Below are 25,538 nucleotides of genomic sequence, written 5' to 3'. Positions count from 1 at the left end.
TCAAGCCTAGGACGCCGGGCCCCTCCGCGGGCGGAAACTACTGGTAGGAGATGAACCAGGGGCGCGGCTCAATGTCGTAGGTCTGCTCCGGGGTGAAGGTGGGGTTGTCCTCGTCGATGAAGTTCTTCCACGCCATGAACCAGTTGTCATCCAGGCCCTGGCGGACGGCGTCCCAGGTGGCGAACTTCTCGTCCGGCACCCCGTGGCCGTCGGCGTGGAGGATGAAGGCCAGCTCCGGATGGTCGGTGTTGATCTGCTCGCGGTCGCGCAGCATCTGCATCTGGAACTGGTGGACGATCAGGCCCTTCTGGGGCAGGTTGTTCTCGCGCACCAGCTGGGCGAGCCAGTCGGCGACCTCGTTGATCTCAGCGGCCTCGGCGTGGCCGACCCGCTGGAGGGGCTGCTCGCCCGGCTGGAGATTCCACTCCGGGTCGAGCGCCAGGCCGACGTTGGGCCGCTTGAGCAGTTCCTCGTAGACCTTGGCCTGCTCGAGGAAACTGGCCTGGCCGGGCTGGAGGTCGAGGAAGGCGTAGCCGCCGGCCTCGGTGATGGCGTCGATGTAGCCGGTGAATTCGGCCGGGTCGCCGACGTTGGTGTACTTGCCGTCCGCGCCCGGGGAAGCGGAGGCGACGGTGACGATGATCTCGAAGGCCGGGACGACCGGCTGCTCCTCAAGCGCCTGGTAGTGCTGGATGTGGTCCTGCACCCGTGCCACGGCCTCGGCCGGGGGTTGTTCGCCCATCACTCCGAGGTCGCCGCCCCAGGGGTGGCCGTAGAAGGCGATCATGCGCCGGCCCGGGAAGACGAGTCCGCCGCCGCCGGGCAGTTCACCGTTGGCGGCGAGGTCGACGGCGCGGTCGAAACGTTCCTGGCTGCCGAACTGCTCGCCCAGGGCCAGGACGTCCTGCTCGGTGACCAGGGCCATGGACTCACTGGTCAGACGGGGGTCGGGGTGGTCGAGGACGGTCAGCTCCGCCCCGGCGGCCCGTGCTGTGGCCGCGGCGGCCACCGAGGTCTCCGGGCTCACCAGTACCGGGGGCATGACGTATTCGGGTTCCACGGTGTCGACGCCTTCGACACCCTGCAGCTGCGCGGGGTCGAGGGCGGCGATCTCCGCGACGGTGACCGGCTCCGCATTCTCTCCGGCAGGCGCGGCGATGACCTCGGGGCCCTCCGGAATCGGGCCGGTCTCCCCCACCGCGATGACGCGGGTGGGTTCGAGACGGTCAAGGCCGGCGGCGTCGGCAAGCAGCGGTGCGCCCGTGGCGACGGCGATCTCCACCGCGCGGCGCTGCTCGGCGGGTGCGGGGCCCGCGAGGACGACGACGTCGGCGGTGTCGAAGATGCGGTCCGCGGTGTCCGCGTCCGCGACCACCTCCGAGGAGTCCAGCGGAAGCCGGGGTGAGTGGTCGGCTGTGGAGTTGCCCTCCGTTGCGGTGGTGCACCCCGCTGCCATCGCCATAGTGGTGGTCATGGCCAGCGCAGCCGCCAGTCGCCTCATTCTTCTGCCCCTCAAGGTGGTCGTGGTCTCAGATGGTCGCGTTCACCCTACTTCAGGGCGGCGGCGATGCGGTCTCCGACATCCGTGGTGCGTACCGGACCCTCGCGCTTGGCGACGTCCTCGGCCACCGCCGCCTCAATCCGCGCGGCGTTCTCCTCGTCCCCGAGGTGGCGCAGCAGCATGGCGGCGGACAGGATCGCGGCGGTCGGGTCCGCGATGCCCTGGCCGGCGATGTCCGGTGCGGAGCCGTGGACCGGCTCGAACATGGAGGGGTTGGTGCCGGTGGCGTCGATGTTGCCGGAAGCGGCCAGGCCGATGCCGCCGGAGACCGCACCCGCCTCATCGGTGATGATGTCGCCGAAGAGGTTGTCGGTGACGATGACATCGAAACGTGAGGGATCGGTGACCAGGTAGATGGTGGCGGCGTCGATGTGGTTGTAGTCGACGGTGACCTCCGGGTACTCGGTGGCGACCTCGTCGACGGTGCGCTGCCACAGCCCGCCGCCGTGCACGAGCACGTTGGTCTTGTGAACCAGGGTGAGGTGCTTACGGCGTGACTGGGCCAGCTCGAAGGCGTAGCGGATGACCCGCTCGGCGCCATAGCGGGTGTTCACGGAGGTCTCGTTGGCCACCTCGTGCGGGGTGCCCACGCGGATGGCGCCACCGTTGCCGGTGTAGGCGCCCTCGGTGCCTTCCCGGACGACGACGAAGTCAATGTTGCCCGGGTTGCGCAGCGGGGACTCCACGCCCTCGTAGAGCTTGGAGGGGCGCAGGTTGACGTGGTGGTCGAGTGCGAAGCGCATCTTCAGCAGCAGGCCACGCTCGAGGACCCCGGGCGGGACGTCACCGGGGGCGCCGATGGCACCCAGGAGGATGGCGTCGTGCCCGCGCAGCGAGGCCAGGTCCGCGTCGGTGAGCAGTTCGCCGTTACGCAGGTAACGGCGGGCGCCCAGGTCGTAGTCTGTGGTCTCGATGTCGTCGCGGATGACGCGGAGGACCTTGAGGGCCTCGTCCGTGACCTCCGGGCCGATACCGTCGCCGCCGATGACTGCAAGTTTCATTCTGTGGGATTCCTTTCTCACCTGCTAGAACTACAGGGGAATCCTACCAGGCAGAACCTACGATTCGTCGGCGACCCAGTCATGGATGCGGCCCCGCTGGTACAGCAGCGGACGGGCATCGTCCTCGGTGCCGCAGTCGGCCACCGAGACGGTGAGGATGGTGTGGTCCCCACCGGGGAAGGCGTTGACGATCTCACCGGCGAACCAGGCCGCGGCACCTTCAATGAGCGCCACCTCCCGGTTACGGCGGACGATGTCCACCCCGGCGAAGCGGTCGATGCCGCGGGTGGAGAACTGCCGGGCGAGACCGCCCTGCCCCTCCGCGAGCACCGAGATACCCACCGGCGCCCCGACCGTGAGATACGGCAGCGACGTGGAGCCGTTGTCGACGCTGAGGACGACCATCGCGGGCTCCAGCGATAACGAGGAGAAGGCACTGACGGTCAGGCCGACGTCCTCACCCCCGGAGCGGGTGGTCACGATGGTGACCCCGGAAGGGAAGGTACCCACAGCGGCGCGCAACTGGTCTCCTGACACGGTGAGATCTGCCAACGTCATCTTCTAGTTCTCCTCCTGGGCCCGGGCGCGGCCCAGCTCCCACCTGAGCTGGGTCTCCGACGGGGACTGTACCGGGATGAAGGCGGCCTCACGGAAACGGCGTGAGGCCGGGGAGGACTGCGCATAACCGGCACCGCCGGCGACACGGACCTCCAGGGCGGTGGCATCGACGGCCGCTTCCGCCGCGGCGAGACGCAACTCGAGCAGCTGCACGCGCTCCACCTCCTCACCGTTGTCGAGCGCCGATGAGATGGCCTCCTGCTCGGCGATCAGCTCACTGATCCGGTCGCGGACCTGCGACACATCCCCGGTGAGCACCTCGTTGATGCCGGCCAGGCGGGTGGCGGCGGCGCTGATCGCGGCGTCGGCCACACCGAGGCACTCGGAGGTCTGGAGAATCATGAAGGTCGGGCGCACCGCGCCGATGAACTCCTCGAAGCTGCGCGAGAGGATCTGCGCCTCCGGTACGAAGACATCCTCCAGCGAGATCCACGCAGAGGCCGTCGCATTGAGGCCCAGCAGGGCGAACGGTGAACCCAGGGTCACGCCCTCCGCATCACCGTCGAAGGCGAGCAGGAGGCGCTCGCCTTCCGGGGTGCGGGCGGCGGTGACGATCAGGGCGTCGTCAGCCAGGTTGGAGGCCCAGGCCAGACGGCCGTTGAGACGGAAACCGCCCTCGACCGGGGTGGCGGCAAGATCGATGGTGCCGGCACCGGCGGCCTCCTTGAAGGCGGGGGCCATACCGGTCACACCCGGGCGCCGGCCGGTCTCGAGGACCGGGAGGAGGTCATGGGCATAACCGGTGTCCGCGGTGCGCAGGTAGGTGATCACCATGGTGTGCGCCCAGATACTGAAAGCCACCGAGAGGTCCTCGGCCGCGATCCGGCGCAGCTGGCGGGCGGTGTCACGCAGGCTGTCGCGGATGAACAGCTGCTGCCCACCCAGCAGCTCCAGGCCGTAACGGGCCGGGATCTCGTTCTTGTCGACGGCCTTGGCGTTCTCCGCGATCTTCTCCAGGATTGCTGAACCCATGCAGATCAGACCAGCTCGGAGGTGAGGTTGGCCGGACGGGTGTAGGTGTTGACCACCGGGGACCACTTGATGGCGTCGTCATGGATCTTCTGCAGGGTCTCGCGGTCGGCGTCACCCTCGATCTCGACCCTGACGCGGACATCGGAGACGCCCGGACGCTTGTCCTCGGCCAGATCCCCCACACCCCAGGTCGGGGAGACGTCGATGTCGGACTCGATGTCGATGTCGATCTTGGTCAGAGTGACACCGCGGTGGGTGGCGATGGCCTGGATGCCGACGGAGATGCAGGCAGCGAGGCCGGCCTGGGCGATCTCGGTCGGGTTCGGGGCGGTGTCATCACCCAGCAGGGCCGGCGGCTCGGAGACCAGGACCGGCTCCAGGTTGCGGACCTGGGTGTAGTTGCGGAACTTGCCGTCAGCCTCCGTGTGGGTACGGATCTTCTTGTGTCCACCCTCGGGGTTGTCGATGTTCTTCTGCGCGAGCTCGGCGAGCTTCCCGGCGTCGATCGGCTCAAGCGGATGACCCGGCTGGTGGTTCGGGGTGAGGCTGGACATGGCTGTCTCCTTCGAGAAATAGCTTCTGGGACCGTTGGGAATATTAATCCACACGGTTCAGATTAACCATACCGTGTGGTCTACTTGGAGGGCCCGGATGGCCCACCTCCCCTGGTGAGCTGCTCCGATCATGAATAAATTAATGAATAAAAAAGGACCCCCACCGCAGATTGCGGCAGGGGTCGACAGAACGGTCGTTCTAGTTGTCCAGGTCGAGCTGGACGGCGGAGGAGGCGCCGAGAGACTCGGCGATCTTCTTCTCCAGGGCGGTGGGGACCTCGGCGTCGACACGCAGCACGAGGATCGCGCCGTCACCCTTGGCCGCCTGGGTCAGCGCGGCGGCCTCGATGTTGATGCCGGCCTCACCCAGCTGGGAGCCGACCTTGCCCAGGGCGCCCGGGGCATCGGTGTACTCGAGGAAGAGGTTGCGGCCCTCGGCACGCATGTCCAGGCCACGGTTGTCGATGCGGACGATCTTCTCCACGCGGTCCAGGCCGGTGAGGGCGCCGACCACGGTACGGGAGGAGCCGTCGGCGCCGATGACCTTGACATCGACCGCGGAACGGTGGGTGGCGGACTCGGTGGCGGTCTCGACCTTGTAGTCCAGGTCACGGGCCTGAGCGATGGTCGGGGCGTTGACGAAGGTGACCGGCTCGTCGGTGGTGGCGGAGAACAGGCCACGGACAGCCGACAGGCCCAGCACGGAGACGTCGTCCTCGGTGGACAGCTCACCGCGGGCGGTGACCTCCACGTCAACCGGTGCGGAGTCGAGGAGCTGGCCGGCCAGCAGACCCAGCTTGCGGGTCAGGTCCAGCCACAGGGCGACCTCCTCGCCGACGCGGCCGCCGGAGACGTTGACGGCATCCGGGACGAACTCGCCGGCCAGGGCCTTGAGCACGGAGGCGGCGACATCGGTGCCGGCGCGGTCCTGGGCCTCGGCGGTGGAGGCGCCCAGGTGCGGGGTGACGACGACCTGCGGCAGCTCGAAGAGCGGGGAGTCGGTGCACGGCTCGGTGGAGAAGACATCGAAGCCGGCACCCCAGATGTGGCCCGACTTGATGGCGTCAGCCAGTGCCTGCTCATCGACCAGGCCGCCGCGGGCAGCGTTGATGATGATCTGGCCCTTCTTGGACTTGGCCAGCAGCTCGGCATTGAACATGCCGGCCGTCTCCTTGGTCTTGGGCAGGTGGATGGTGATGATGTCGGCGCGGGCGACCAGCTCATCCAGCTCGACGAGTTCGACACCCAGCTGGGCCGCCCGGGTCGGGTTCGCGTAGGGGTCGTAGGCGATGATCTCGGTCTCGAAGGCCGACAGACGCTGGGCGAAGAGCTGGCCGATGTGGCCGAAACCGACGACACCGATGGTCTTGCCGAAGATCTCCACACCCTTGAACTGGGAGCGCTTCCACTCGCCCTCACGCAGGGTGGCGTCGGCGGCGGGGATCTGACGGACGGTGGCCATGAGCAGGGCCACGGCGTGCTCGCAGGCGGAGTGGATGTTCGAGGTCGGGGCGTTGACGACCATGACACCGCGCTCGGTGGCGGCATCGATGTCGACGTTGTCCAGTCCGACGCCGGCACGGCCGACGATCTTCAGGTTCGGGGCGGCCTCGAGGACCTCGCGGGTGACGGTGGTGGCGGAACGCACCAGCAGAGCGTCAGCCTCCGGGACGGCGGCGAGCAGCTCCGGGGTGTTCGGGCCGTCGACCCAGCGCACCTCCACAGCGTCTCCGAGCGCGTCTACGGTGGACGGTGCCAGTTTGTCGGCGATAAGGACGACGGGCTTGCTCACGGGTGTTTACTCCTGCTTCGTTAATGAGGGCATGGAACGTAGAACACTTTAGTCGGTTGACTTTGACCCCGGGCCACGACCTGCCCGTATATGAGACAGGCCACTTCAAGAACGCACCCCCACCCACCCGCTGAAAGCATTGGGACCCTCGTCCCCGCCGCTGTAATCCAGGTCGTTGACGTCCCTGACCGCGGGTTTACCCATGGCGTACTCCACCATCCCCAGGAAACGGGCGCGCCGATCCCGCAGGAAGCCGTGGAAATCAGACTGGTGCAGCAGATCCGGGTTGAGCTCATGGGTGGCCAGGACGGTGTCGAAGTCGGCGTCGTCGAGAAGCGACTTCGTCTGCACCCGGGTGAGGTACTGCGTCGGCGAGTAGCCGTCGATGACCACCTCGGTGCGCTTACCCATGGGAGTGCGGTTGAGCACGCTGTCGGCCACCACGTCCTCGATGCCGTTCTCCCGGCACCATTCCGCCGGGAACACACGGTGGAAACCGGGGTGCAGGTCGGGGAAGGTCCAGCGGTCGAAGGGCTGGGCGGAACGCCAGTCGCGGGCTCCCCTGCCCATGAGCAGTGCGTAGATCCCCTGGTAGACGCCGGAATTCTCCCGCACCGAGAAGAAGCGCGACTCGGAGAAGGAAGCGTCGCGGATGGTCTTGGGCACCTCGGCGGAGGGGTCGCGGACCCAGGCGGTGACCTGGTCGACGTCACGGGCGGAGCGGTTGATCACCGCCGCCGATCCGTAGAGCTCGCCGAGGATGCCGCACCAGAACCACTGGTTGAGCCGGTCCCACGCCTTCGCCGAGGCCAGCGCTCTGGGTGTCTCCGCCAACCGGGCGAAGATGACGGCCAACGGGATGAGCTGGGCGGTGTAGGGCACCTGCTCAATGGTGAGCATGCAGCGCTGGGCGAGGAATTCGGCGGTCTCCCGGAAGGTGACGCGCAGTTCCGCCCGGGCGGCCAGGTAATCCTCGAGGGTGAGGTCGAGGATGTCCTCACGGTGGCCCGCCGCGTGCCCCTGCCTGGAGGTCACCAGCAGGGAGACGGCCGTGAGGAAATCAGTACGCCCGATCTGGTCCAGGGCCGGATAACGGCGCAGGACACGGCGGGTCTCCTCCCAGTCCTCCGCCATGGAGAACTCCGGTTCCTGCGTGGCGAAGACCGCGGTGAGCAGCTCGAACACGTCCATCTGCAGGCCGGCGGAATTGGCCTGCGCGAAGATGGACCCGATGCCGGTCTGGGCGGTCTCCCGGGCCAGCCGGATCATGGGGATGTCGTAGGCCGCCAGGGGCTTGACGATGCGGTCATAGAAACGCTTGACGTCCTCCCGGGACCCGGTGTCCCGGGCGGCGACATCGAAGAGCAGATCGGTGCCGGCCTCCCACAGCAACGACGACACGGGGATGCAGCCGTGCTCGACGGCTGCCTCACGGCTGGTGATGCCACCCGGGATGTCGGGGCCGAAATGGGATCTGACCTGGCCGTCCTCATCCACCGAGAAGACCGCGTCATCGGGCATGACCTGAGCCTCGACCGCCCGGGAGACGTCCACGTAGAAGGTGCGGCGGATGCGTTTGGAGCGGAAGTCGACGGTGTCCACCGAACCGTCCCCGCGCAGGCAGTGGTAGAGGGTGGTCAGGCGCTGCTGGCCGTCAAGAAGCAGCAGGCCGGGCGCGGAGGTGGCGGCGGGGGCGCCGGAGATCGGCCGCGGCCGGAAGCGCATGGGCGCGTTGCGGGTGTCCAGCGAGAGCAGCGAACCGACCGGGTAGCCGCGCAGGACGGTGACAATGAGCGAGCGGATCCGGTCGACATCCCACGCGTAGGCGCGCTGGAAATCAGGCAGCTGCAGCTCGCCGCGGTCGATGCGGGCAAACAGGTCAGGCAGGTCGTAGCTCGGCGTGGTGAAACCCATGGCGTCGAGTCTATCCCCGGGCGTGGGGCACCGCTGGCGGGCGAGTCGACACGTTCACATACCGAGCGGTACAGTAGCCTGATCCTGAACAAGACCACACTGTCTACCTACATCGAACCGGAGGTTATACGTGGCGATGTTGAACCGGCGCACATTCCTCGGCGCCGCCGCCCTGGGCACGCTGGGGGTTCTCGGTGGACGGGCCGCTTCCGCCGGCATGGGTCCCGCACCGTCCGACAGCATCACCATCGGCTACGTGCCGATCGCGTGTTCCTCCCCGCTGCTCGCCGCGGACGCGATGGACGCTTTCCGACGCCGTGGACTCGACATCACGCTCCGCCGTTTCGCCGGCTGGGCCGACCTGTGGTCCGCCTACCTGACCGGCCAGCTGCACGTCACGCACATGCTCTCCCCCATGACCGTCACCCCCATGGCGCGGCCGACCAATCTCGCCTACACGATGAACACCAACGGTCAGGCGATCACCGTCGCCTCCCGACTCCACAGTGAGGTCTCCGGCCTGCAGGATCTGCGCGGCCGCGTCATCGGCATCCCCTTCGAGTACTCCATCCACTCGCTCCTGCTCCGCGACGCCCTCGTCGCCCACGGTGTCGACCCCGTGGCCGACCTGGAGCTGCGCCTGCTGCGCCCGGCTGACATGGTCGCCCAGCTCGAGGTCGGCGGCATTGACGGATTCATCGGCCCCGAGCCCTTCAACCAGCGCGCACTGGCCACCGGCTCCGGCCGCGTCCTGCACATGACCAAGGAGTTCTGGGACCGCCACCCCTGCTGTGCCCTCGCCATCGGCGAGGACTGGCAGGACGCGCACCCGGCACAGGCCAGCGCCATCACCGACGCCCTGGCCGAGGCCTCCGCCTTCCTCAACGCCCCCGGCAACCACGCCGAGGCAGCCAGCATCCTCTCGCACGAGCGCTACCTCAACCAGCCGGCGGAACTCATCGAGCCGGTCTTCGAGGGCGCCTACCGCAACTGGGCCGGTGAGGACATCGTCGACCCCGAGCGCATCCACTTCGGCGATGCGACCGACCCCGCCGCCACCGCCTGGATGCGTGAGCAGCTGACCCGTTGGGAGCTTGCATGAGTCCCCGCGTGCGTGCGGGCGCACTCGGCCTGGCCCTGTTCGTCCTCAGCGTCGGCGCCTGGCAGCTGGCGGTCGTCTCCGGCACCCTCTCCAGTCTCGCCCCCACCCCGGCAGGGGTCTGGCAGCGCGGCGTGGAGATCCTCTCCGACCCCTTCTACCGCGACGGCCCGGGCAGCGTCGGCATCTTCTGGCATCTGATGACCAGCCTCCAACGTGTGCTCATCGGTTTCCTGCTGGCCGCACTGATCGCCATTCCGCTGGGCTTCCTGCTGGGGCGGGTGCAGATCCTGCGCTGGGCCGTGGACCCCCTGGTGCAGATCCTGCGCCCGGTCTCCCCGCTGGCCTGGCTACCCATCGGCCTGGCCCTGCTCCACGACGCCGAGCGCACCGCCGTCTTCGTCATCGTGCTCTCCGCCCTGTGGCCGATCCTGATCAACACCATCGACGCGGTCATGCACATCCACCCGACATACCTCAAACTCACACAGACCCTGGGCACCCCGTTGTGGCTGGCCGTCACCCGCGTGTGGCTGCCCGCGACGCTGCCCGGGATCATCACCGGCCTGCGCCTGTCGCTGTCGACCTCCTGGCTGGTCATCATCGCCGCGGAGATGCTCGTCGGTGGCCAGGGCATCGGTTTCTTCGTGTGGAACATGTGGAACCGCCTCGACATCGACGCCATCGTCGTCGCCATCGTCCTCATCGGCCTGACCGGCCTCATCCTTGACCACCTCGTCGCAGCACTGCAGAAGACGGTCCGTTATGACTAGCACCATCGCCCTCGGGGAGATCACCCGTTCCTACGGCCCGACCCGTATCATCGCCCCGACCTCCATCGGCATCGCCCCCGGCCAGTTTGTCTCCCTGCTCGGCCCCTCCGGTTGCGGCAAGTCAACGATCCTGTCGATGATCGCCGGCCTCGACCACCCGTCCACCGGCGAGGTCACCGTCAACGGCCGCAGCGCCGTCGTCTTCCAGGACCACGCCCTGCTGCCGTGGCTCAGTGCCCGGGGCAACATCGAGTTCGGCCTGCGTTCCGTCCGCCCCTCCCTGACCCCGCTGGAGCGCCGCACCATCGCCGACCGCCACCTGGATCTGGTGGGGCTGGGCCACGCCGCCGACCGCCGCCCCGCCCGCCTCTCCGGAGGCATGCAGCAGCGCGTCGGCATCGCCCGGGCCTTCGCCGTCGAGCCTGAGATCCTGCTTCTCGACGAACCGTTCGGGGCCCTCGACGCCCTCACCCGCCGGGAGCTGCAGCTGCAGCTGCTCCAACTGTGGGAGGCGGACCGCCGCACCGTCGTCATGGTCACCCACGACGTTGACGAGGCGATCCTGCTCTCCGACCGCATCCTCGTGATGTCCCCGTCCCCCGACGCCACGGTCATCGCGGACATCGCCGTGGATCTCCCCCGCCCCCGTAGCAACGTCGACCCCGACCCCGCGCTGCGCCGTGAGCTGCTGGGACTGCTGCACCCTTAGTACGGATCCATAATCTCTGTAGCATGGTTTCACCGCGACGCACCGCGGCAATGGTAAAAGGTGGCTGAATACTCGTCCACCCGGGCGAGCTGGCTACTCCGGAGATTATCCGAGGAGAAAAACCATGTTCGTGCACACCCAGAAACTGCAGTACCCGTCCAAGCCCGAGAAACCCGACGCAGTCTACGCCCGCAAACTGCAGGAGGTCATCGGCGGCCAGTACGGCGAGATCACCGTGGCCATGCAGTACAGCTTCCAGGCGTGGAACGCCCACATCCCCGGCAAATACCGCGACCTGCTGTTCTCCACCGCCGCCGAGGAGTTCGGCCACATCGAGATGCTGGCCACCATGGTGGCCCAGCTGCTGGAGAAAGCACCCCTGGGCATCACCGAGAAGGCCATCCAGGACGACCCGGCGGTCGCCGCCATCATCGGTGGCACCGATCTTCAGCAGGCGATCGTCTCAGGCGCCGGCGCCCGCCCCGTCGACAGCATGGGTAACCCGTGGACCGGTGCCTACATCACCGCCAGCGGGAATCTGCTCGCTGATATGACCTCCAACATCAACGCCGAGATGCAGGGCCGCCTTCAGGTGGCCCGGCTCTACCACATGACCGACGACCGGGGCGTCAAGGACCTGCTGGGCTTCCTGCTGGCACGCGACACCATGCACCAGAACCAGTGGCTGGCCGCCGCCCGCGAGCTGCAGGCCGAAGGCAACGAGAACATCCCCGTGCCGAGCAACTTCCCCCAGGGCAAGGAGCACGAGGAGTTTTCCTACCAGGCCATCAACTTCTCTGATGGCACGCACATGGCGGATGGTTCCTGGGCCTCCGGGAAGGCACCGGACGGACTGGGCAAGTTCACCTACGTGGACACCCCACCCGAGGGTGTGCCCATGGCCCCGCCGACCCACCCCGATGCCCGCTTCTACGGCACCACCGAGCAGCCCAACATGGTGGAGAAGATCGCAGGCAAGGTCCAGGAGAAGTTCAACAAGGAGTAACCCCACTCCCCTCACCGGGGCACCGGGACTACGTGGTTCCGGTGCCCCGGACACCCGTATCCACACCCCTTTTTCAGAGAAACGACCACAGAAGATGACCACCATCGACACCCTCTCCACCACTACCCCGACTGCGCGGGGCGTGGCCAGCCAAGCTCTGCTCGAGCTTGTGGCGCACGAACCGGACTCCGTGGATGCCGATGTTAACCGTGTCGCGGCAGCCGTCGACCAGATGCTGGCGGAGTGCGGGGATGTCCTCCAGGATGATGATCTGCAGCTGACCCTGTTCCTGCTCTATCTGCTGCACTACGGCCCCACGCCCTTCGTGGTCGGTGACTGGGAATGGCATCCGGGGTTGCTGGCGGTCCGTGCCCGGATCGAGGCGGAGTTCGAGAACGCGCTGCGGGCAGCCGTCTGCCTCCCTGAGGTCATGCCGACCACCGGCGCGGAGGTCACCGAGACATTGTTCGCCTTGACCGACGAAGTAGCCAAACCCGAGTTGGCGATGTGGGCCGGACGCCACGCCACGCAGGTGCAGCTGCAGGAATTTCTCATCCTGCGCAGCATCTACACCCTGCGGGAGGCAGACCCCCACTCCTGGGCCATCCCCCGGTTGCGTGGCCGCGCAAAAGCCGCCCTGGTGGAGATCCAGGCCGACGAATACGGGGGCGGGCGCCCGGAGCGTGTGCACGCGGAGATCTTCGCCCGCACCCTGCGGGCCATGGGCTTAAGTGACACGCCCGACGCCTACCTTGATCTGGTTCCGGCGATCACCCTGACGGCGGTGAACACCATGAGCTTCTTCGGGCTGCACCGCCGGTTACGGGGGGCGGTGGTGGGCCATCTGGCCGCCTTCGAGATGACCTCCTCCCTGCCGAACAAGCACTACGGGAATGCTTTCCGACGCCTCGGCCACGGACCGGAGGTCACCTGGTACTACGACGAACACGTCGAGGCGGATGCGGTGCACGAGCAGATCGCCGCCCGGGATCTCGCCGGCTCGCTGGCCGAGGACGAACCGGAGCTGGCCGGCGACATCATCTTCGGCGCCTGTGCCAGCCTGCACCTGGATGAGCTCGTCGGCGCCCACCTCAAGGCGGCCTGGACCAGTGGCCGCTCCGCGCTACGGGAGACACCGTGACCCTGGCGCTGGACTATGTCCTCCCCCTGAAGTGGGCGGATGGCAAGGGCCTGGCGGAGCTCGCGGACTATCTGGGAGAAATCGTGCGGTATGCCCGCGTCACCGTCGTGGACGGTTCTTCCCCCGCGGCCCGGGCCCGTCACCAGGCCGCATTCGCCGAGGAGGTCACCGTCATCGCCGCGAATCCGGCCCTGGCGCTCAACGGCAAGGTCGCCGGCATCCTGACCGCCCTGCCGACCCTGGAACAACCGAAGGTCATCATCGCCGATGATGATGTGCGCCACACCAGGGACACCCTGGCGCGGATCTGCGCGGCGCTCGATGATGTCGATATTGTCCGCCCCCAGAACTATTTCGTCACCGCCGATGGGTCCCCACTGCCCTGGCACGCCCGGTGGGACACCGCCCGCAGCCTGATCAACCGTGCCTTCGGCTCCGACTACCCGGGCACCCTCGGGGTCCGGCTGGAGTACCTGGCTGGTGGTTACGACGGTGACCTGCTCTTTGAGAACCTCGAGCTGATCCGCACCGTCCGCGCCCGAGGGGGCCGGGAGTTGACCGCCGATGAACTGTTCGTGGCCCGTCGTCCGCCCACCACAGCAGCCTTTTTCCGCCAGCGCGTCCGGCAGGCCTATGACAGCTTCGCCCAACCCGCCCGCCTGACCGCCGAACTCGTGGTCCTGCCCACCGTCCTCGTTCTTCTGCTGCGGCGCCCTGTGTGGTTGCTGTACGGGCTGGTCGGGACGGTCCTGGTCGCTGAAACCGGTCGGCGTCGCAGGGGTGGGCACGACGTCTTTCCTCGTACCGCCGCTTTCTGGGCCCCGGTGTGGGTGCTGGAGCGCGGGCTGTGCATCTGGCTGGCCCTGCTGGAACGGGCCCGTGGCGGGGTCCGCTACCACAATGCCCGACTGCTGACCGCCGCCAATTCCCTACGCACCCTGACATCCCGGAACGAAACAGGAGCCTGAACCATGCCCGAGAACAACGCACCCGTCACCATCACCGTCTGCCCGGACGGGCCCCTGCTGGTGCGCGGGGATGTCGCCATCGCCGCGGCACCCGGGGAACAACCCCAGCGCCCCGACCGCCAGGTCATCGCCCTGTGTCGCTGTGGTGCCTCCGGTATCAAACCCCTGTGCGACGGTACCCACAAGCTCACCAAGTTTCGTGCCCGATGACACCCCTGATCCCGGGGAATACGATGGATTCCGGCGACAACACCACCCCGTGCTGATACCGTCCTTTTTAGTGGGCTGAGTCACAATCCAGGAATCAGTGCCTCGCTCCCGCACAACCACGGAACTGACACCGCTCCCTGAAAGGACCCACCATGGACCCCATGACCATCATCGAGGACCTCAGCAGCGACCGCGCCAACATGCTGGCTGATATCACCGGCATCCCCCGCGAGTGGGCACTGCCCGCCACCATCGCACTGTCCGCCGCCAGCGTCCTCCTGCGCTTCGCCCTCTCCTCCTGACACGACAAAACCGCCCGGACCCTCCATCTTGGAAGGGCCGGGCGGTTCTCACCGTCCGCGGGACTTAGGCGGTGGCGGTCAGCGGGTTCTTGACCCAGCTCATGAGGTGGGGTGGGAATCCTGGCCTGCGGGTTCACGCTCTTGCAGGTCAGGGCTGTGCGGCAGGAATGGCCAGAACGCTTAAAATGGCGGGAATGGGGGCTGTTGCGGGATTTCTGCGGGATTTCCCCTGCCCCCTGTGCCCGTCATCTTCTTCTACGATCGGCGGGAAAATTGACCCCAGCCAGTCCCGTCCTGAATGACCAGCGCATCTACCCACAGTCGAAGAGCTCTCTGGAGAGGCAGGGAAGAAAGTAAGACAATATTGCGCCCGTGGAGGGAGCCAGCTAGAAGAGTGGACTAACGCCGATTCTTCCCATCATGAGAGTAGAGCCTGTTGTAATCGGGTTCGATCCAGACCACCTCGAAAGTGTCACCGATCCTAATGCCCACCTGGGCAAGCCGATCGAAATGTCGAAGGACGATCAACTTTTGATCAGCCTCCATCCAATGAGGCAGTTGCGGAAGAATACTTTTCGCGGGGAGAGACTCGGAGCCCAAATTGTGCTTTCCGGCCGTTCTAACCTCGTCCCAAGTCATACAGCCACGCTTTGCCCACTTCTCAAGGAAGGCATGGGCCTTGTCGTGGGTAAGCTCGGACACTCCCCAACCCTTTTCAAGGAGTCGGAAACCGAGCCGTACACAGCCGGGATCTTCAGGGGACCCACTCGGCTTGATATCCGGCTTATCTGCAGGCGGAGTTCCCCGACGCTTCTTTTTTCCCATTTCCCGTGTCAGTGGGTCCCGAAGAACGCTTTGAGGGCTGCGTCCGTAATCTCGACGTTGCGTCCCGGGTGGAAGGCATCAACCCAGGGAGCTTCGCCATGAGTCTTCTCTCGAAGCGCCCATGCCGAGTAGACACCGTACTCCCGCCAGACCTTCACGAGCTCGTCCTGGACATCGGAGTAGTCATCCCAGTCGAAGTTCTCGGGAACGAACTCGTCGGGATCTATCGGGTTCCGACCCCACTTCTTAGCCTCGTGATAGACCTCTGCCACCACAGGGCCATGCTGCCACGCCTGGATTGGCTCGAAAAACAGCTTCCGCCCGGTGGCACCAATGTGCTCTCCCTGGGCGTAATAGAGCAATTTCTGGAGCTTCAGGTTGGAGAGATCTGCATCCAGCTCCTCGGCCCAAGCAACAAACCAATGAGCGATTTGGAGGGCATTGTGAACGACGGGCGCCATGATGTCTCCTTCCGTGAAGTTCCTAAGCGTTTCAGTGATCGGGAGCCACGATACCCGGGCTGCCCTGTTTTTCCATGATCCCACCCCCAGCTGTGTCATCTTCGTTACACCCCTCCCCCTGAACTGACAGCCTAGCGGACTATTCGGAGTCTGTAAGATTCGCCTCGGGAACCTTTCGACCGGCCGCGCAGTCTAATAGGGCATGATCTTCCTCGACGACTCCCGCGGAAATTGGATCGTGGCCAAAGACCGCCGCGAACTCCTCGACGCCCTCCTCGCCCGACTCCCCCACCAGCCCGACAACGAAGCACTGACCTACATCGCCGCCGGCTGCCTCGGCTGCATCCCCACCGACATCATCATCACCGAAGAATAGAGAAGAGGTCAGGAGCTTCAGGCTCCTGACCTCTTCGGATAACAGCTACGGGTCCTGCCCGTACCTTTCATGATTTATCATAGCAAAACTCTCGCCCTTCGGTGCACTACCGTATGATTCAAAAGTCCCCAGTTTCACGTATGACGGAAGTACCCAGATGCCAGCTGCCCAATGGCCAAGACTGGAAGCTAGTCTCAGTGTCCCTCGGCTCACCCCTTATCTAGCGGATGCCTCTAACAACCGGGCGCTGGCACTAGATCTATACCGATGGAACCTCGAGATATCCACCGCATTCCTGGAAATTCTTGGCCCCACTGAGGTGGCCGTCCGCAACGCCATCGACACACAGTTGCGGGCTTGGAACGCTACACGGCCGAAAGTTGGCGGCAGTTTTCATTCTGAAGAATGGATTACCGACTCAGCTTCTCAACTTAGCGTGTTAGGCAATACTCGAAAGAAGGCATACGACCAAGCCGTCAGGTCAAGGGATCTTCGTCCTGAGGATCACCCCCGTAAGGATGACCCCATCAACCATGACGACATTCTCGCCCAGCTTTCTTTCGGCACGTGGCCTCGGCTGCTGCCGAGTAGCCAGCCGGGTAGCCGAAAAAAGCAATTGCTGTGGAATCACGCCTTGGTGCACGCTTTCCCCTACGCGGCAGGCGCCAGCGTAAATAGAGTTCTGGATACACCGGCCGAGCAACTTGTCTATCAGCGTCTTCAGCGTTTAGTTGTATTGAGGAACCGAGCTTCTCATATGGAACAGCTTCTCGAAATGAATGTTCATGCACGGGCCAACGATGCATACCAGCTCCTGGGCTACATCAGTCCGACGATGAGCTCCTGGGTGAAGTCTTTTTCTCGTGTATCAGAAGTGAATTCACGGCGACCCGTCCCCTGGCGACGGCCACGCTAACCGGGGGCACTTCACCAGAGCCCTCAGCCAGCAAAGACCCGGCCCGGAAACGAAGAAAGCGCCCCCTGACCTCCCGAAAGGGGGAAGTCAGGGGGCGTGCCCATGTAATAGGGGTGAGGGAGTCAGAGGTCGTCGCGCACTCGGCCTGGGATCTTCTCTTTCAGGTCCGGGTGCAGGTGCCCGACCAGGCGGATGAAGGACAGAGCATCGGGGTATTTCTCCTGGGCGATGATCTGCAGCTCAGCAAGCCGCCTCGCGAGGCCGTCCACGACGGGCTGCAGGTTCGCCTTGTGCTCGACCTCTCGGATGACCGGCTCCGCTTCCTTGTCTTGATGGTCGGAGCCTTTCTTCGCCCTGGCGGTCAGCCACGCGACGAGGACGGTGCCGGCGGTGGTGACCGCGACGGCGAGGACGCCCCAGGCGTCGGTGATGTCAGCTGGTGGCTCCATCGGCAGCTCCCTCCCGAACGCGTATTTCGCCTCGCTTCCCGCGCCAGATTGACCAAATGACGATGGCCGCGATCGCCAGATACATAACGCCTCTCTGCGCGAACTGAGCTGGGGGACTAAACAAGAACAACAGGCCCCACATGGCGATCAGACCGGTGCTCGCGGCAAGCGTCATCCTGCCGAAACGGGTGGCGTGCCACCGAGAAGCGACCAGGAGGGTGCTCCCCACCCCGATCCACATGGCGGCGTCCACCCAGATCGGGAAGAAGCGATCCACAGGGTGAAAGAGGACCACCGAGCCGAGGTCGAAATAAGACACACCCCGCACGATCATCGCCACCCCCAGAATCCACATCACCCCCGCGTCCGTCATCAAGATGCACCGCAGCCTCTCCAAGGGCGGGCGCAGGCGGGCCGGCAGGCGCTCGATGGGCATGGGCCTACTCCCTGTCGAAATAAGGGAGGCCAGACGACAGGCCGGGAACTACCGGCCTCGGGGTGGCCGGCGTGGGGGCGGGTGCCTCCGCGAACCGTTCCTGCATGACCTTCCGCTCCGCCACCTCCGTCAACTGGGCCACGACATGCGGGGTCACCGGAGTCTTGGTCCGGGCCTGCATGACAACCTCCGCTGCACCGATGACCAGGGCGAGGATCACGGAAGCCCACCAGGGAATGTCGAAGTTCACAAACACCAGCAGGTTCGCCAGTTGGAGGATAACCTGCGCCGCGGAAGTGTACGAGTTGTAACGCTTCTTCCACGTGTCGGTCTTTGCGATAGCCTCCGCCCCAGCATCCTTAATGCGGACGACGAGCGGGTCTTGGGTAATGTCCTGCCAATGCAGGGGCTTAGTCGTCATTCGGGGTGTCCTTCCGGGTCAGGGTGGCTCTAATCTTGTCGGCGGTGCCCGCCAGGGTCGTGACAATCCACGGCATGATGTCCCGGTGCATGTTCTCCACCTTGCGGTCCAACTGCAAGACCATGCCGACGAGGGTGCCCCGCCACTCCGACTGGACACCGTTCTCGTCGCGGACCAGGGACTGGAATTCGTGGGTGAGTTCGTGGTGCACCCTGCGGGTCTTGTCGAGCAGTTCACGCTGCTCATCATCAGTAAGTGCCATGAATGGGTCCTCGTCTTTCGTAGTGGAGTTGAAGAGTCGTGCAAGGTCCTGTTCGGTGCCCTCGAAAGCGTTGGCGTCGATCTTCCAACCGGCGACCTGTGCCTTCTCGGTGAACTGGAAAACCGCCACGTCCAGCCCGCCGTAGCCCTGCCAACCGGCACGGTCACGACGGGAGTAGATGACGCTGGCGTACCCCTCGGTGGCGGCACCGTAGTTGCTGGTCCACAGCGGCGGCAGGCCCACCAGGTTGGGGCGGCCGGCGTGATCTTTCCAGTACCACTTCGGGATGTAGGTCAAGATGACCTTGTAACCGAGCTTTTCGATCTCGTCCCGAATTTGCTTCCAGTGCGCCACGCTGGAACCGGAGTTGTTCTCGATGTCCAGGGCCACTGGGACGCTGGTGTCACCCTGCAGCTGATCGTGGAGCGCCTGGGCGTGCTCCCGACCGTTCTTCTCATGCCGCACGTAGACATAGGCTGCAACGTGCATGTCCGTGCCCTGCGCGTCCTTGAGGTGGGACCGGAAAATCGGGTCTTTCCACGTGCCCTCGGTAGCCTTGATGAGGCAGAAGCGGAAACCCTCGTCGGCGATCCGCTTGCAGGAAATTCCGTTCTGGTGGTTAGACAAATCAACCCCGAACAGGGTCGTGGCCTGCGACGTTTCCGATTTCACGCTCGGAGATGGGGGGGCGGTTTCACCGGGGTGGGGCCTGCCTTGAAGCCACACCTCGGGATCAATCCGTTTCCCGCCGTAGCCGTACTCCCACACGGTCAGGTGGAGGTGTGGTCCGGTGGACTGCCCATTACTACCGACGTAGCCGATGAGCTGACCCGCGTTCACCCAGTCCCCAACTTTCAGGCCGGTGGCGTAGGCGTTCCACATGTGTCCATATTCAGTGCAGCCGCCCCCTTCGGATGCGGGGTGGTCGATGACGATCCACTGCCCGTAGCCGGAGGCAGGGCCGATGTGGGTGACGGTGCCACCCGCACAGGCGTAGAACGGTGTGCCATCTGGCGCACCGAAGTCCAGGCCGCTGTGGTGAACCCCCCACCGCGGGCCGAAGCCGGATGTGAGGGTGTAGGTCCCCTTTTTCAGGGGCCATTGTCGTGACATATATCCTCCTTCTGGCAATAAGAAAACCCCAGACCGGCTGGCGGTCAGGGGTATCTTTTCGGTGAGCTATCAGCTCAGGTAATGCGAATATTCTTCGGGGAAGTCGGAGACAGCAACGTCGGCGTGGACAGCCAGCTCCATCGTTTGATTAAGTGGGAGATTACTTCGGCGCGAGTTGCAGGACTGGCAGACTGGGGCAAGGTTCCAGGGCTCATCTGGCCCTCCCAGGGATCGGGGGATCAGGTGGTCGTTGTTCATCCTGGTTTCTTCATCGAAGTCGCATCCGCATATCCAGCAGTTCTGGATTCCCCTCTCCTTGTAGATCGTGTCGAGGGGGTGTTTCTTGATGCCCCATGTCCGGGCAGCGGTAAGTGCTAGGTGATGTAGGCACTGCACTTTCCCATCGACGGCAGGTTCGGCACATCCCAGGCCCCCACCGAAAACGCACCTTCCCTCATCCTTCGCTCGGGCATACTGAGCCCGGTTGTACTGGCGTTTATGTTCCCGGATTTCATCCTGGTTGATCTTGTAGAGTTCCCGGTTTCGTTCGCGTTCACGGGCCACGAAGTCGGGATTCGACCGCCTCTCGCGCTGTCCTTCCCGGAGACAAGCACGGCAGACTCGCTGAATCGGCGTCTCCCGGGTGTTTTCCTGATCCCACGGGTGTCCTTTCGGGCAATGCGTAGCAGCTCTCCGGCGGGCGTAATAGTCGGCAAAGTTCTTGAGAGGATCAGAGTCTCCCCTGGCTACGCTTTCAGCGGGGGTCACCGCTTCCAGATGGGCGGGGTTCACGCAAGGCCGATTCTTGCATGTGGGGTTGATAACGTACCCCTCAGGAATTTTCCCATTAAACGCTTCATAACTGGCGCGTCCTGCGCGAACCGTTTTGCGAGCTACCTTCATAGTCCCGTAGCCGTCTTTGTCCCGTCCCAGCTGCCATTCCCAGCAACCTGTTTCCGTGACAATGGTGGATTCCTTGATCCTCTGCCCAACAGGCTTGGCGGGCACCGGAGGTTTTGCGCCTTTTACTTTCCGGTGGTGACCGGTCTTGAAAGTGGACTTAGTGAATCCTCCACAGCCGCAGGCACAGGGGTTCATCTTGATCGGGGTAGACTGCATGGCAGCCTCCTACTCACCTAGGGGGTAGGCCCGATGCCGGTGTTACCAGCACCCCATCGGGCCGTCTTATTTTCCCCATCTTACCAGGTCAGGCGATATTACGTGAGTTAAGCGCGTCTGCCATCGCGGTCAGGTGCGTCCGACTTCGTAGATCTTGGTGATCTCAGCCGGGGTGAGGGCACGCCCGAAGAAGGCAACGTTGGACAGGCCGCCGTCGAAGGTGTCTTCGCCGAGGATGTCTGACCCGAGGACGAGGTTCGACCCTCCCTTGGTGCCGGGGTTGTAGCCTAGGCTGACCTCTCCGGTGGTGGTGCCGTTGCGCCACATTTGTGCCCAGACTTGTGAGGATGATCGTCGGCGGAAGCGGAACACCCAGTGCTCCCACATGCCCGTGGAGATGGATGTGTAGGGCTTGTGATAGTGCCCACCGGCCCCGTTGGAGTAGGTCGCCATGGTCATCCCATCACGGTCCGCCCACGCGTAGTAGACGCCTGAGCTGTGGGATGATCCCCATTCCCAGACGCTGCCGCCGTCGGCGTGGGAGAGCTTGGCCCACATGGAGAGGGTGAAATCGTCGTAGGCCCCCGGTGTCATGTGGGTGGTCGTGCCGGTGGCGGAGTAGCCGAATTCGACGTGGCCGGGGAGGAGTCGTGCAGTGCTGCCGAGGGCCAGGGAGTGCTCGGTATATTCGGAGGCGAGTGTGCCCTGAAGTCGGTAGTAGCGCACCGGCCCCAGGGCCTTGATGGGGTCCGCGTTGAAGATGGTGCGCCACGCCCCGTTGTCCCATACGCGGGCTTCCCCCACCGGGGTGAGGGCACCGTCGTCTCGGGCTACCCGCATGTCGCCCCACGTTTTCCCGTCAATCTGGACCGGCATTATTCCGCCCGCCAGTAGATAACACCCGGGGTGCCCGACGTGGGCCAGTCCCCGGTGACCTCCACATGCGCGGGGGCTGCGCCGATGTCCTGCGGGGTGTGGTTGTGGTTGGTGGGTGCTGCGCCGACATCACCGGGTCCGAGGACGATGGTGCCGGTTTGGCCGTTGACGGATTGGACGGGGATGTCGGGGGACGTGGCGAGCTCCACCCACGACTCGAACGTGGACGCGGGGCCGTCGCCGAGCATGTAGGAGCCTTTGTCGTCGCCGGTGGTGATGATCGCGACATCACCCTCCTGCGCGGTGAGTGCCAGCATCTCGGCCCGACTCGTCACCGACATCGGTTTCGTGAGCGCGATGGCGGGAATCTGGCTGGTGGGGACTTCCCCGTTCACCAGGTCGGCTTTCCCATCCAGCTCAGCGGTGACATCCGGGGAGAGCTTCCCCCTCGTGACGTTGCCGTCAGCGATCCGGGACGTGGTCACCGCCGCCTCGGAAAGACGGCTGTAGGTCACGGCTCCAGGGGCGATCTTCTGCTGGGTGACCGCCTCATCCTCCAGACCGCTGGTGCCATGCGTGTGCCCGGTGTCGGCTTTCCCTGCGAGGGCTGCGGGCATTCCCTCCACGGTGTCCCGCACAGCCGGTGCCAGCTGGGGCAGTCCCACGGCATCATTCGGCACGGCACCCGAATCCCGAATGTCGCGCACCTCCTGGGCCAGCTCGCGCATCTCCCCCAGGGGCTTCACGAGACGCTCCTCGGTCAGTTCCCAAAGTTCGGTTGTCAGTGGGTGTGTCATATCGTCCTCCTCAGATGGATTGAGCCTGACATGGCGCGTTGTGCGGTCAGGGGCATGAGTGAACCCCCGGACCAGGTGTGGTGCGGGGGCTGTTGGTCGAGGGTCAGGCGTCGTCAGCCTGCGCCGCCTCATGCTCGTGGGCGACAGTGTGGATCTCATCAGCGAGGACCTGGGGGTCACCACCGAGCTCGCAGCGACGCTCGCAGATCTCCCGCACACGCTGCGGGCCAGCTTCCAGCTCATGCCGACGGCTGAGCTCATCAGAGATCGCTCGGTAGCGGCTCCGGAGATCCTCATCGGACAGGGCAGTCAGATCGGGATTGGACATTGGGATGTTCCTTTCTATACAGGGGTACCGGGGAGAACAATGGGCCACGCGGATGAACACCGCCAGCTGATCGACCCGTAGTGCCGACCAGTACTGGTCGGGAGATGCTGCATAGTCATCTCACCGGTGACGGAGATGTCGAAATAGTTGACCGCTGGCCGGTTATCTCGGTCGAGCAGGGGAACACTGAACAGCGCTTTGTCAGTCCGGAAGCCGGACGGCACGGTCAACACCCGCCGCGTGCCGTTATCGCCCCCGGGCCGATACGCGGTGAAATTCATCGTCACATTGTTTTCTTCCCGGATCGCGTCAATCTGAAAGAGGATCTCTCCCCACTCCGTAGGGACAGTCGGACTGTGTAGCCTGCGCCAGCCGGTTGTGCCTGACATAACACTCCACCCGCCGGTCCCAGTGCCGGCGGTCTTGATCCAGCGGATCGCACCGTTGGTGGCGAAGACATCGGTGTAGATACTGCCTACGGGGGCAGCCACCACTCCAGTGGGGAATCCCTCACCAAAGAGCGTCAGAGGCTTGCTGATCGGGGTGAGCTTCACAACCCACCCCCAACGGTTAGGCAGGTAAGCCGGGGTAGGTATCGGGGTGAGGCATCGGTGAGGTCGTTTCCCACGGGATCGTCACACCGTAGCTGAGGGAAGGCCCCGACAGATCGAATCCCGTTGGGATCCCAGAGATATAGATGGTGGAGGATCCGATTCGAGCTGAGGCGGCATAAGGGGATCTCGGCAGGGTGATCCCTACGATCGGATACGGGGCTCCCCCCACCCGAAAACCATTGGGAATCAGAATCTGCGGAGTCCCCGAGGTGGTTATCGCCCCGCGGATCGTCATCGTGATCCGCTCGCGAATCCTCCGGATGTAGATCCCGCCGATCTCGGTCAGTGAGGGGGCGATCCCGCTCGGCAGCTCTCCGAAGGTCACCTCCCCCTTCTCGTTCCACAGAGTCAGGGCCCGTAACCCCGTGTTCTCCGGGATGGTCTCGATCCTGATGAGTTTCATTGCACCCACCCCGCCAGACGGCGAACCGCCTCAAGAATTTTGCTAAAGAAGCGGGGGGGGCTTCCTGCGTCCTCCACAGCAGATGCCCACCCAAAAAACCACTGCCAGAGCACGCCAGCTGATTGAAATTCCGTGTGACTCGTTTCGGCACACCATCCTGATCAAAATAACCCAAGCGGCCATAGTTCCCGATCAGGGTAGGACGGAAGCCGAGCGGAATGTTCAGAAAGGGATCGCCAGTTTTCGCTGTTCCATCCAACGCAATATCCGGGACATGCAGAGACACCACATCGTCAGTGCGAATTAGCGTCATTGTTCGATTGGATTTCCACCCATTCATTAAGTCTGCCTCGGTGAGATTATGCTGCCACTGGCCTCTTGCCACCCCGAAGATCTTCGTCAGTTTCATGATGCCTCGACTTTCCAGCGCTGCCCGTCGGACAGTCGCTCGATCAGGTCCCCGACCTGAGCGTCAGGGAAATTAGCCAGGGTGGGATCACCCGTGCCCGAATGGATCAGGATGCGGGAGGTGCGGGTGGGGAGCGGCACCCCCAGGCTGATCACCGGGGCCTCCGCCGGGCCAGTGACCTCCACGGTGGGAGCAGACCCCGCCGGCAGTGTCGTCGCTGTGCCAGCCGTCAGGGCCGGGGTGATGCCGTCCTGGGCGGGTGGGATGACCACGACGGTGCCGTCTGACATGGTGAGCTGGATCGACCGGTCCGGCTGGACTTCCTGCGCCTCGACGGTGGCCACCGGCCCCTCATCACCTGGTGGGCCCGTGAGCGGTGCGGACTGTTTGCCGAGGATCGTGAGGCGGTCCCCGTCCCACGCGGTGGACTCCGTGGCGGTGACGACGTCGTCCCGCGCCTGCTCAGCGGTTTCCGCGGCGGCCTCGGCGCGCTCCATGTTCTCCGTCTGGTCCACCACGAAATGCGCCGCAGCGATCGTCGCCGCTGACATCTCGGACACATCCGACCGGGCACCAGCCACCCATACTCGATCATCGGCTACCGCCTGACGATCATCGCCGGTCTGCTCAGCATCCTGCTCAGCCGACATCGCCGCCAAATGCGCCGCCAGAGCATCAGCACCAGTGGTGGCAGCGTGCCCCGCGGACTCATCCCGAAAACCCTCAGCCTCACCACGCGCCTCTTCAGCCCGGCGCGCTGCTGATTCTGTGCGGGAGACGAATCCGGGTGTCCATTCGAATTGGGTGTTGATGAGGGTGGCGAGTTCGGCCGGTTCTTCTTCGGGGGGCGGTTCGGGGAGGATGAGGTCCCATGCTTGTCCGTGGAGTTCTCCACCTTCGAGCTCGACTCGGATGGGACCGGGGTCCATGTCGGGTGAGTTGAATTCGCCGTTTTGGGTGGTGGGCATGGGGATTCGGTCGCGGAGTTCGAGGATGACCGTGCTGTTGGGGCCGGGTCGGGTGAGTCGGGAGAAGATGACCACGAAGTGTCCTGGTCCGCCCCAGGGTTGGCCTCCGATGGAGGTGAGTTTTCCAGTAAGGATCGTCATGGCT

General features: G+C 64.8%; 28 protein-coding genes. 9 read left to right on the top strand and 19 right to left on the bottom strand.

All coding sequences use genetic code 11. From position 1 onward, the window contains the following. Positions 1–37: 37 nt before the first annotated feature. From NYP18_RS09380 to NYP18_RS09350, 7 genes are all read right to left on the bottom strand, one after another. Positions 38–1,501: a cell wall-binding repeat-containing protein gene (locus NYP18_RS09380; RefSeq protein ID WP_259427941.1), complete on the bottom strand. Its 1,464-nt coding sequence runs from the start codon at positions 1,499–1,501 to the stop codon at positions 38–40. Between the two features lie 47 nt (positions 1,502–1,548). Beyond that, positions 1,549–2,562, bottom strand: a complete 1,014-nt coding sequence (locus NYP18_RS09375; protein ID WP_259427940.1) for a 3-isopropylmalate dehydrogenase — start codon at positions 2,560–2,562, stop codon at positions 1,549–1,551. 57 nt (positions 2,563–2,619) lie between these two features. Further along, a complete protein-coding gene (locus NYP18_RS09370; protein WP_259427939.1) occupies positions 2,620–3,120 on the bottom strand; it encodes a flavin reductase family protein in 501 nt (166 codons plus the stop codon). A gap of 3 nt (positions 3,121–3,123) precedes the next feature. After that, positions 3,124–4,152, bottom strand: a complete 1,029-nt coding sequence (locus NYP18_RS09365) for an acyl-CoA dehydrogenase family protein (protein WP_259427938.1) — start codon at positions 4,150–4,152, stop codon at positions 3,124–3,126. Between the two features lie 5 nt (positions 4,153–4,157). After that, the gene (locus NYP18_RS09360) at positions 4,158–4,706 is read right to left on the bottom strand and encodes an OsmC family protein (RefSeq protein ID WP_259427937.1); all 549 of its coding nucleotides are present in this window, start codon (positions 4,704–4,706) and stop codon (positions 4,158–4,160) included. A 199-nt stretch (positions 4,707–4,905) separates the two neighbouring features. Next, the gene (serA, locus tag NYP18_RS09355) at positions 4,906–6,498 is read right to left on the bottom strand and encodes a phosphoglycerate dehydrogenase (protein ID WP_259427936.1); all 1,593 of its coding nucleotides are present in this window, start codon (positions 6,496–6,498) and stop codon (positions 4,906–4,908) included. A gap of 105 nt (positions 6,499–6,603) precedes the next feature. After that, the gene (locus NYP18_RS09350; RefSeq protein WP_259427935.1) at positions 6,604–8,412 is read right to left on the bottom strand and encodes a GmrSD restriction endonuclease domain-containing protein; all 1,809 of its coding nucleotides are present in this window, start codon (positions 8,410–8,412) and stop codon (positions 6,604–6,606) included. A 136-nt stretch (positions 8,413–8,548) separates the two neighbouring features. On the opposite strand from NYP18_RS09350, the gene NYP18_RS09345 reads away from it, so the two are divergent. The 8 genes from NYP18_RS09345 to NYP18_RS09310 all read left to right on the top strand — a co-directional run bounded on the left by NYP18_RS09345 (position 8,549) and on the right by NYP18_RS09310 (position 14,620). Beyond that, the gene (locus NYP18_RS09345; RefSeq protein WP_259427934.1) at positions 8,549–9,514 is read left to right on the top strand and encodes an ABC transporter substrate-binding protein; all 966 of its coding nucleotides are present in this window, start codon (positions 8,549–8,551) and stop codon (positions 9,512–9,514) included. Then, positions 9,511–10,284 (top strand): ABC transporter permease, encoded by a 774-nt coding sequence (locus NYP18_RS09340; RefSeq protein WP_259427933.1) that lies wholly within the window; start codon positions 9,511–9,513, stop codon positions 10,282–10,284. The genes NYP18_RS09345 and NYP18_RS09340 overlap by 4 nt, the downstream gene beginning before the upstream one ends. Continuing rightward, positions 10,277–10,993: an ABC transporter ATP-binding protein gene (locus NYP18_RS09335; protein ID WP_259427932.1), complete on the top strand. Its 717-nt coding sequence runs from the start codon at positions 10,277–10,279 to the stop codon at positions 10,991–10,993. The genes NYP18_RS09340 and NYP18_RS09335 overlap by 8 nt, the downstream gene beginning before the upstream one ends. A 124-nt stretch (positions 10,994–11,117) precedes the next feature. Beyond that, on the top strand, positions 11,118–11,999 hold the full coding sequence (locus NYP18_RS09330) for a manganese catalase (RefSeq protein ID WP_259427931.1): 882 nt from the start codon (positions 11,118–11,120) through the stop codon (positions 11,997–11,999). A 94-nt stretch (positions 12,000–12,093) separates the two neighbouring features. Beyond that, complete coding sequence (locus NYP18_RS09325; protein WP_259427930.1) at positions 12,094–13,140, top strand: iron-containing redox enzyme family protein; 1,047 nt, start codon at positions 12,094–12,096, stop codon at positions 13,138–13,140. Beyond that, positions 13,137–14,108: a glycosyltransferase gene (locus NYP18_RS09320; RefSeq protein WP_259427929.1), complete on the top strand. Its 972-nt coding sequence runs from the start codon at positions 13,137–13,139 to the stop codon at positions 14,106–14,108. The genes NYP18_RS09325 and NYP18_RS09320 overlap by 4 nt, the downstream gene beginning before the upstream one ends. Positions 14,109–14,111: 3 nt before the next feature. Then, positions 14,112–14,318, top strand: a complete 207-nt coding sequence (locus NYP18_RS09315) for a CDGSH iron-sulfur domain-containing protein (protein WP_259427928.1) — start codon at positions 14,112–14,114, stop codon at positions 14,316–14,318. 152 nt (positions 14,319–14,470) lie between these two features. Next, positions 14,471–14,620 carry a hypothetical protein gene (locus NYP18_RS09310; RefSeq protein WP_259427927.1) on the top strand — a complete coding sequence of 50 codons (150 nt, stop codon included), beginning with the start codon at positions 14,471–14,473 and terminating at the stop codon, positions 14,618–14,620. Positions 14,621–15,453: 833 nt separating this feature from the next. Here the strand turns inward: NYP18_RS09310 and NYP18_RS09305 are convergent. Then, complete coding sequence (locus NYP18_RS09305) at positions 15,454–15,906, bottom strand: Panacea domain-containing protein (protein ID WP_259427926.1); 453 nt, start codon at positions 15,904–15,906, stop codon at positions 15,454–15,456. Between the two features lie 202 nt (positions 15,907–16,108). On the opposite strand from NYP18_RS09305, the gene NYP18_RS09300 reads away from it, so the two are divergent. Beyond that, positions 16,109–16,282: a hypothetical protein gene (locus NYP18_RS09300; protein WP_259427925.1), complete on the top strand. Its 174-nt coding sequence runs from the start codon at positions 16,109–16,111 to the stop codon at positions 16,280–16,282. Between the two features lie 1,038 nt (positions 16,283–17,320). Here NYP18_RS09300 and NYP18_RS09295 read toward each other — a convergent pair. The 11 genes from NYP18_RS09295 to NYP18_RS09245 form a co-directional block, all read right to left on the bottom strand. Then, the gene (locus NYP18_RS09295; RefSeq protein ID WP_259427924.1) at positions 17,321–17,647 is read right to left on the bottom strand and encodes a hypothetical protein; all 327 of its coding nucleotides are present in this window, start codon (positions 17,645–17,647) and stop codon (positions 17,321–17,323) included. Then, a complete protein-coding gene (locus NYP18_RS09290; RefSeq protein WP_259427923.1) occupies positions 17,631–18,083 on the bottom strand; it encodes a hypothetical protein in 453 nt (150 codons plus the stop codon). The genes NYP18_RS09295 and NYP18_RS09290 overlap by 17 nt, the downstream gene beginning before the upstream one ends. Before the next feature lie 4 nt (positions 18,084–18,087). Beyond that, complete coding sequence (locus tag NYP18_RS09285) at positions 18,088–18,504, bottom strand: hypothetical protein (protein WP_259427922.1); 417 nt, start codon at positions 18,502–18,504, stop codon at positions 18,088–18,090. Continuing rightward, the gene (locus NYP18_RS09280) at positions 18,494–19,879 is read right to left on the bottom strand and encodes a peptidoglycan DD-metalloendopeptidase family protein (protein WP_259427921.1); all 1,386 of its coding nucleotides are present in this window, start codon (positions 19,877–19,879) and stop codon (positions 18,494–18,496) included. Before NYP18_RS09280 ends, NYP18_RS09285 begins: the two co-directional genes overlap by 11 nt. A 69-nt stretch (positions 19,880–19,948) precedes the next feature. Continuing rightward, complete coding sequence (locus NYP18_RS09275; protein ID WP_259427920.1) at positions 19,949–20,998, bottom strand: HNH endonuclease; 1,050 nt, start codon at positions 20,996–20,998, stop codon at positions 19,949–19,951. A 129-nt stretch (positions 20,999–21,127) separates the two neighbouring features. After that, positions 21,128–21,838 (bottom strand): LamG domain-containing protein, encoded by a 711-nt coding sequence (locus NYP18_RS09270; protein ID WP_259427919.1) that lies wholly within the window; start codon positions 21,836–21,838, stop codon positions 21,128–21,130. Positions 21,839–21,873: 35 nt separating this feature from the next. Beyond that, the gene (locus tag NYP18_RS09265; RefSeq protein WP_259427918.1) at positions 21,874–22,671 is read right to left on the bottom strand and encodes a hypothetical protein; all 798 of its coding nucleotides are present in this window, start codon (positions 22,669–22,671) and stop codon (positions 21,874–21,876) included. Positions 22,672–22,774: 103 nt separating this feature from the next. Then, entirely contained in the window at positions 22,775–22,999 is a 225-nt protein-coding gene (locus NYP18_RS09260; protein WP_259427917.1) for a hypothetical protein, read from the bottom strand. A gap of 14 nt (positions 23,000–23,013) precedes the next feature. After that, positions 23,014–23,553, bottom strand: coding sequence for a hypothetical protein (locus NYP18_RS09255; RefSeq protein ID WP_259427916.1), 540 nt, complete (start codon positions 23,551–23,553; stop codon positions 23,014–23,016). A 16-nt stretch (positions 23,554–23,569) separates the two neighbouring features. Next, positions 23,570–24,016 carry a hypothetical protein gene (locus NYP18_RS09250; protein ID WP_259427915.1) on the bottom strand — a complete coding sequence of 149 codons (447 nt, stop codon included), beginning with the start codon at positions 24,014–24,016 and terminating at the stop codon, positions 23,570–23,572. Between the two features lie 405 nt (positions 24,017–24,421). Beyond that, positions 24,422–25,534: a hypothetical protein gene (locus tag NYP18_RS09245; RefSeq protein WP_259427914.1), complete on the bottom strand. Its 1,113-nt coding sequence runs from the start codon at positions 25,532–25,534 to the stop codon at positions 24,422–24,424. Positions 25,535–25,538: the final 4 nt, after the last annotated feature.

This window comes from Corynebacterium lemuris (assembly GCF_024919295.1).
GTDB classification, from domain to species: Bacteria; Actinomycetota; Actinomycetes; order Mycobacteriales; family Mycobacteriaceae; genus Corynebacterium; species Corynebacterium lemuris.
The sequence above is the reverse complement of the archived record's forward strand: the minus strand, read 5'-3'. Positions and strand labels throughout refer to the sequence as shown.

Coding starts and splice junctions, on each gene's coding strand:
- NYP18_RS09330 (WP_259427931.1), top strand. CDS start 11,118: ATGTTCGTGCACACCCAGAAACTGCAGTACCCGTCCAAGCCCGAGAAA.
- NYP18_RS09335 (WP_259427932.1), top strand. CDS start 10,277: ATGACTAGCACCATCGCCCTCGGGGAGATCACCCGTTCCTACGGCCCG.
- NYP18_RS09370 (WP_259427939.1), bottom strand. CDS start 3,120: ATGACGTTGGCAGATCTCACCGTGTCAGGAGACCAGTTGCGCGCCGCT.
- NYP18_RS09365 (WP_259427938.1), bottom strand. CDS start 4,152: ATGGGTTCAGCAATCCTGGAGAAGATCGCGGAGAACGCCAAGGCCGTC.
- NYP18_RS09305 (WP_259427926.1), bottom strand. CDS start 15,906: ATGGCGCCCGTCGTTCACAATGCCCTCCAAATCGCTCATTGGTTTGTT.
- NYP18_RS09295 (WP_259427924.1), bottom strand. CDS start 17,647: ATGGAGCCACCAGCTGACATCACCGACGCCTGGGGCGTCCTCGCCGTC.
- NYP18_RS09310 (WP_259427927.1), top strand. CDS start 14,471: ATGGACCCCATGACCATCATCGAGGACCTCAGCAGCGACCGCGCCAAC.
- NYP18_RS09360 (WP_259427937.1), bottom strand. CDS start 4,706: ATGTCCAGCCTCACCCCGAACCACCAGCCGGGTCATCCGCTTGAGCCG.
- NYP18_RS09340 (WP_259427933.1), top strand. CDS start 9,511: ATGAGTCCCCGCGTGCGTGCGGGCGCACTCGGCCTGGCCCTGTTCGTC.
- NYP18_RS09315 (WP_259427928.1), top strand. CDS start 14,112: ATGCCCGAGAACAACGCACCCGTCACCATCACCGTCTGCCCGGACGGG.
- NYP18_RS09345 (WP_259427934.1), top strand. CDS start 8,549: ATGTTGAACCGGCGCACATTCCTCGGCGCCGCCGCCCTGGGCACGCTG.
- NYP18_RS09380 (WP_259427941.1), bottom strand. CDS start 1,501: ATGAGGCGACTGGCGGCTGCGCTGGCCATGACCACCACTATGGCGATG.
- NYP18_RS09325 (WP_259427930.1), top strand. CDS start 12,094: ATGACCACCATCGACACCCTCTCCACCACTACCCCGACTGCGCGGGGC.
- NYP18_RS09290 (WP_259427923.1), bottom strand. CDS start 18,083: ATGCCCATCGAGCGCCTGCCGGCCCGCCTGCGCCCGCCCTTGGAGAGG.
- NYP18_RS09250 (WP_259427915.1), bottom strand. CDS start 24,016: ATGAAACTCATCAGGATCGAGACCATCCCGGAGAACACGGGGTTACGG.
- NYP18_RS09300 (WP_259427925.1), top strand. CDS start 16,109: ATGATCTTCCTCGACGACTCCCGCGGAAATTGGATCGTGGCCAAAGAC.
- NYP18_RS09260 (WP_259427917.1), bottom strand. CDS start 22,999: ATGTCCAATCCCGATCTGACTGCCCTGTCCGATGAGGATCTCCGGAGC.
- NYP18_RS09285 (WP_259427922.1), bottom strand. CDS start 18,504: ATGACGACTAAGCCCCTGCATTGGCAGGACATTACCCAAGACCCGCTC.
- NYP18_RS09270 (WP_259427919.1), bottom strand. CDS start 21,838: ATGCGGGTAGCCCGAGACGACGGTGCCCTCACCCCGGTGGGGGAAGCC.
- NYP18_RS09350 (WP_259427935.1), bottom strand. CDS start 8,412: ATGGGTTTCACCACGCCGAGCTACGACCTGCCTGACCTGTTTGCCCGC.
- NYP18_RS09275 (WP_259427920.1), bottom strand. CDS start 20,998: ATGCAGTCTACCCCGATCAAGATGAACCCCTGTGCCTGCGGCTGTGGA.
- NYP18_RS09375 (WP_259427940.1), bottom strand. CDS start 2,562: ATGAAACTTGCAGTCATCGGCGGCGACGGTATCGGCCCGGAGGTCACG.
- NYP18_RS09245 (WP_259427914.1), bottom strand. CDS start 25,534: ATGACGATCCTTACTGGAAAACTCACCTCCATCGGAGGCCAACCCTGG.
- NYP18_RS09280 (WP_259427921.1), bottom strand. CDS start 19,879: ATGTCACGACAATGGCCCCTGAAAAAGGGGACCTACACCCTCACATCC.
- NYP18_RS09265 (WP_259427918.1), bottom strand. CDS start 22,671: ATGACACACCCACTGACAACCGAACTTTGGGAACTGACCGAGGAGCGT.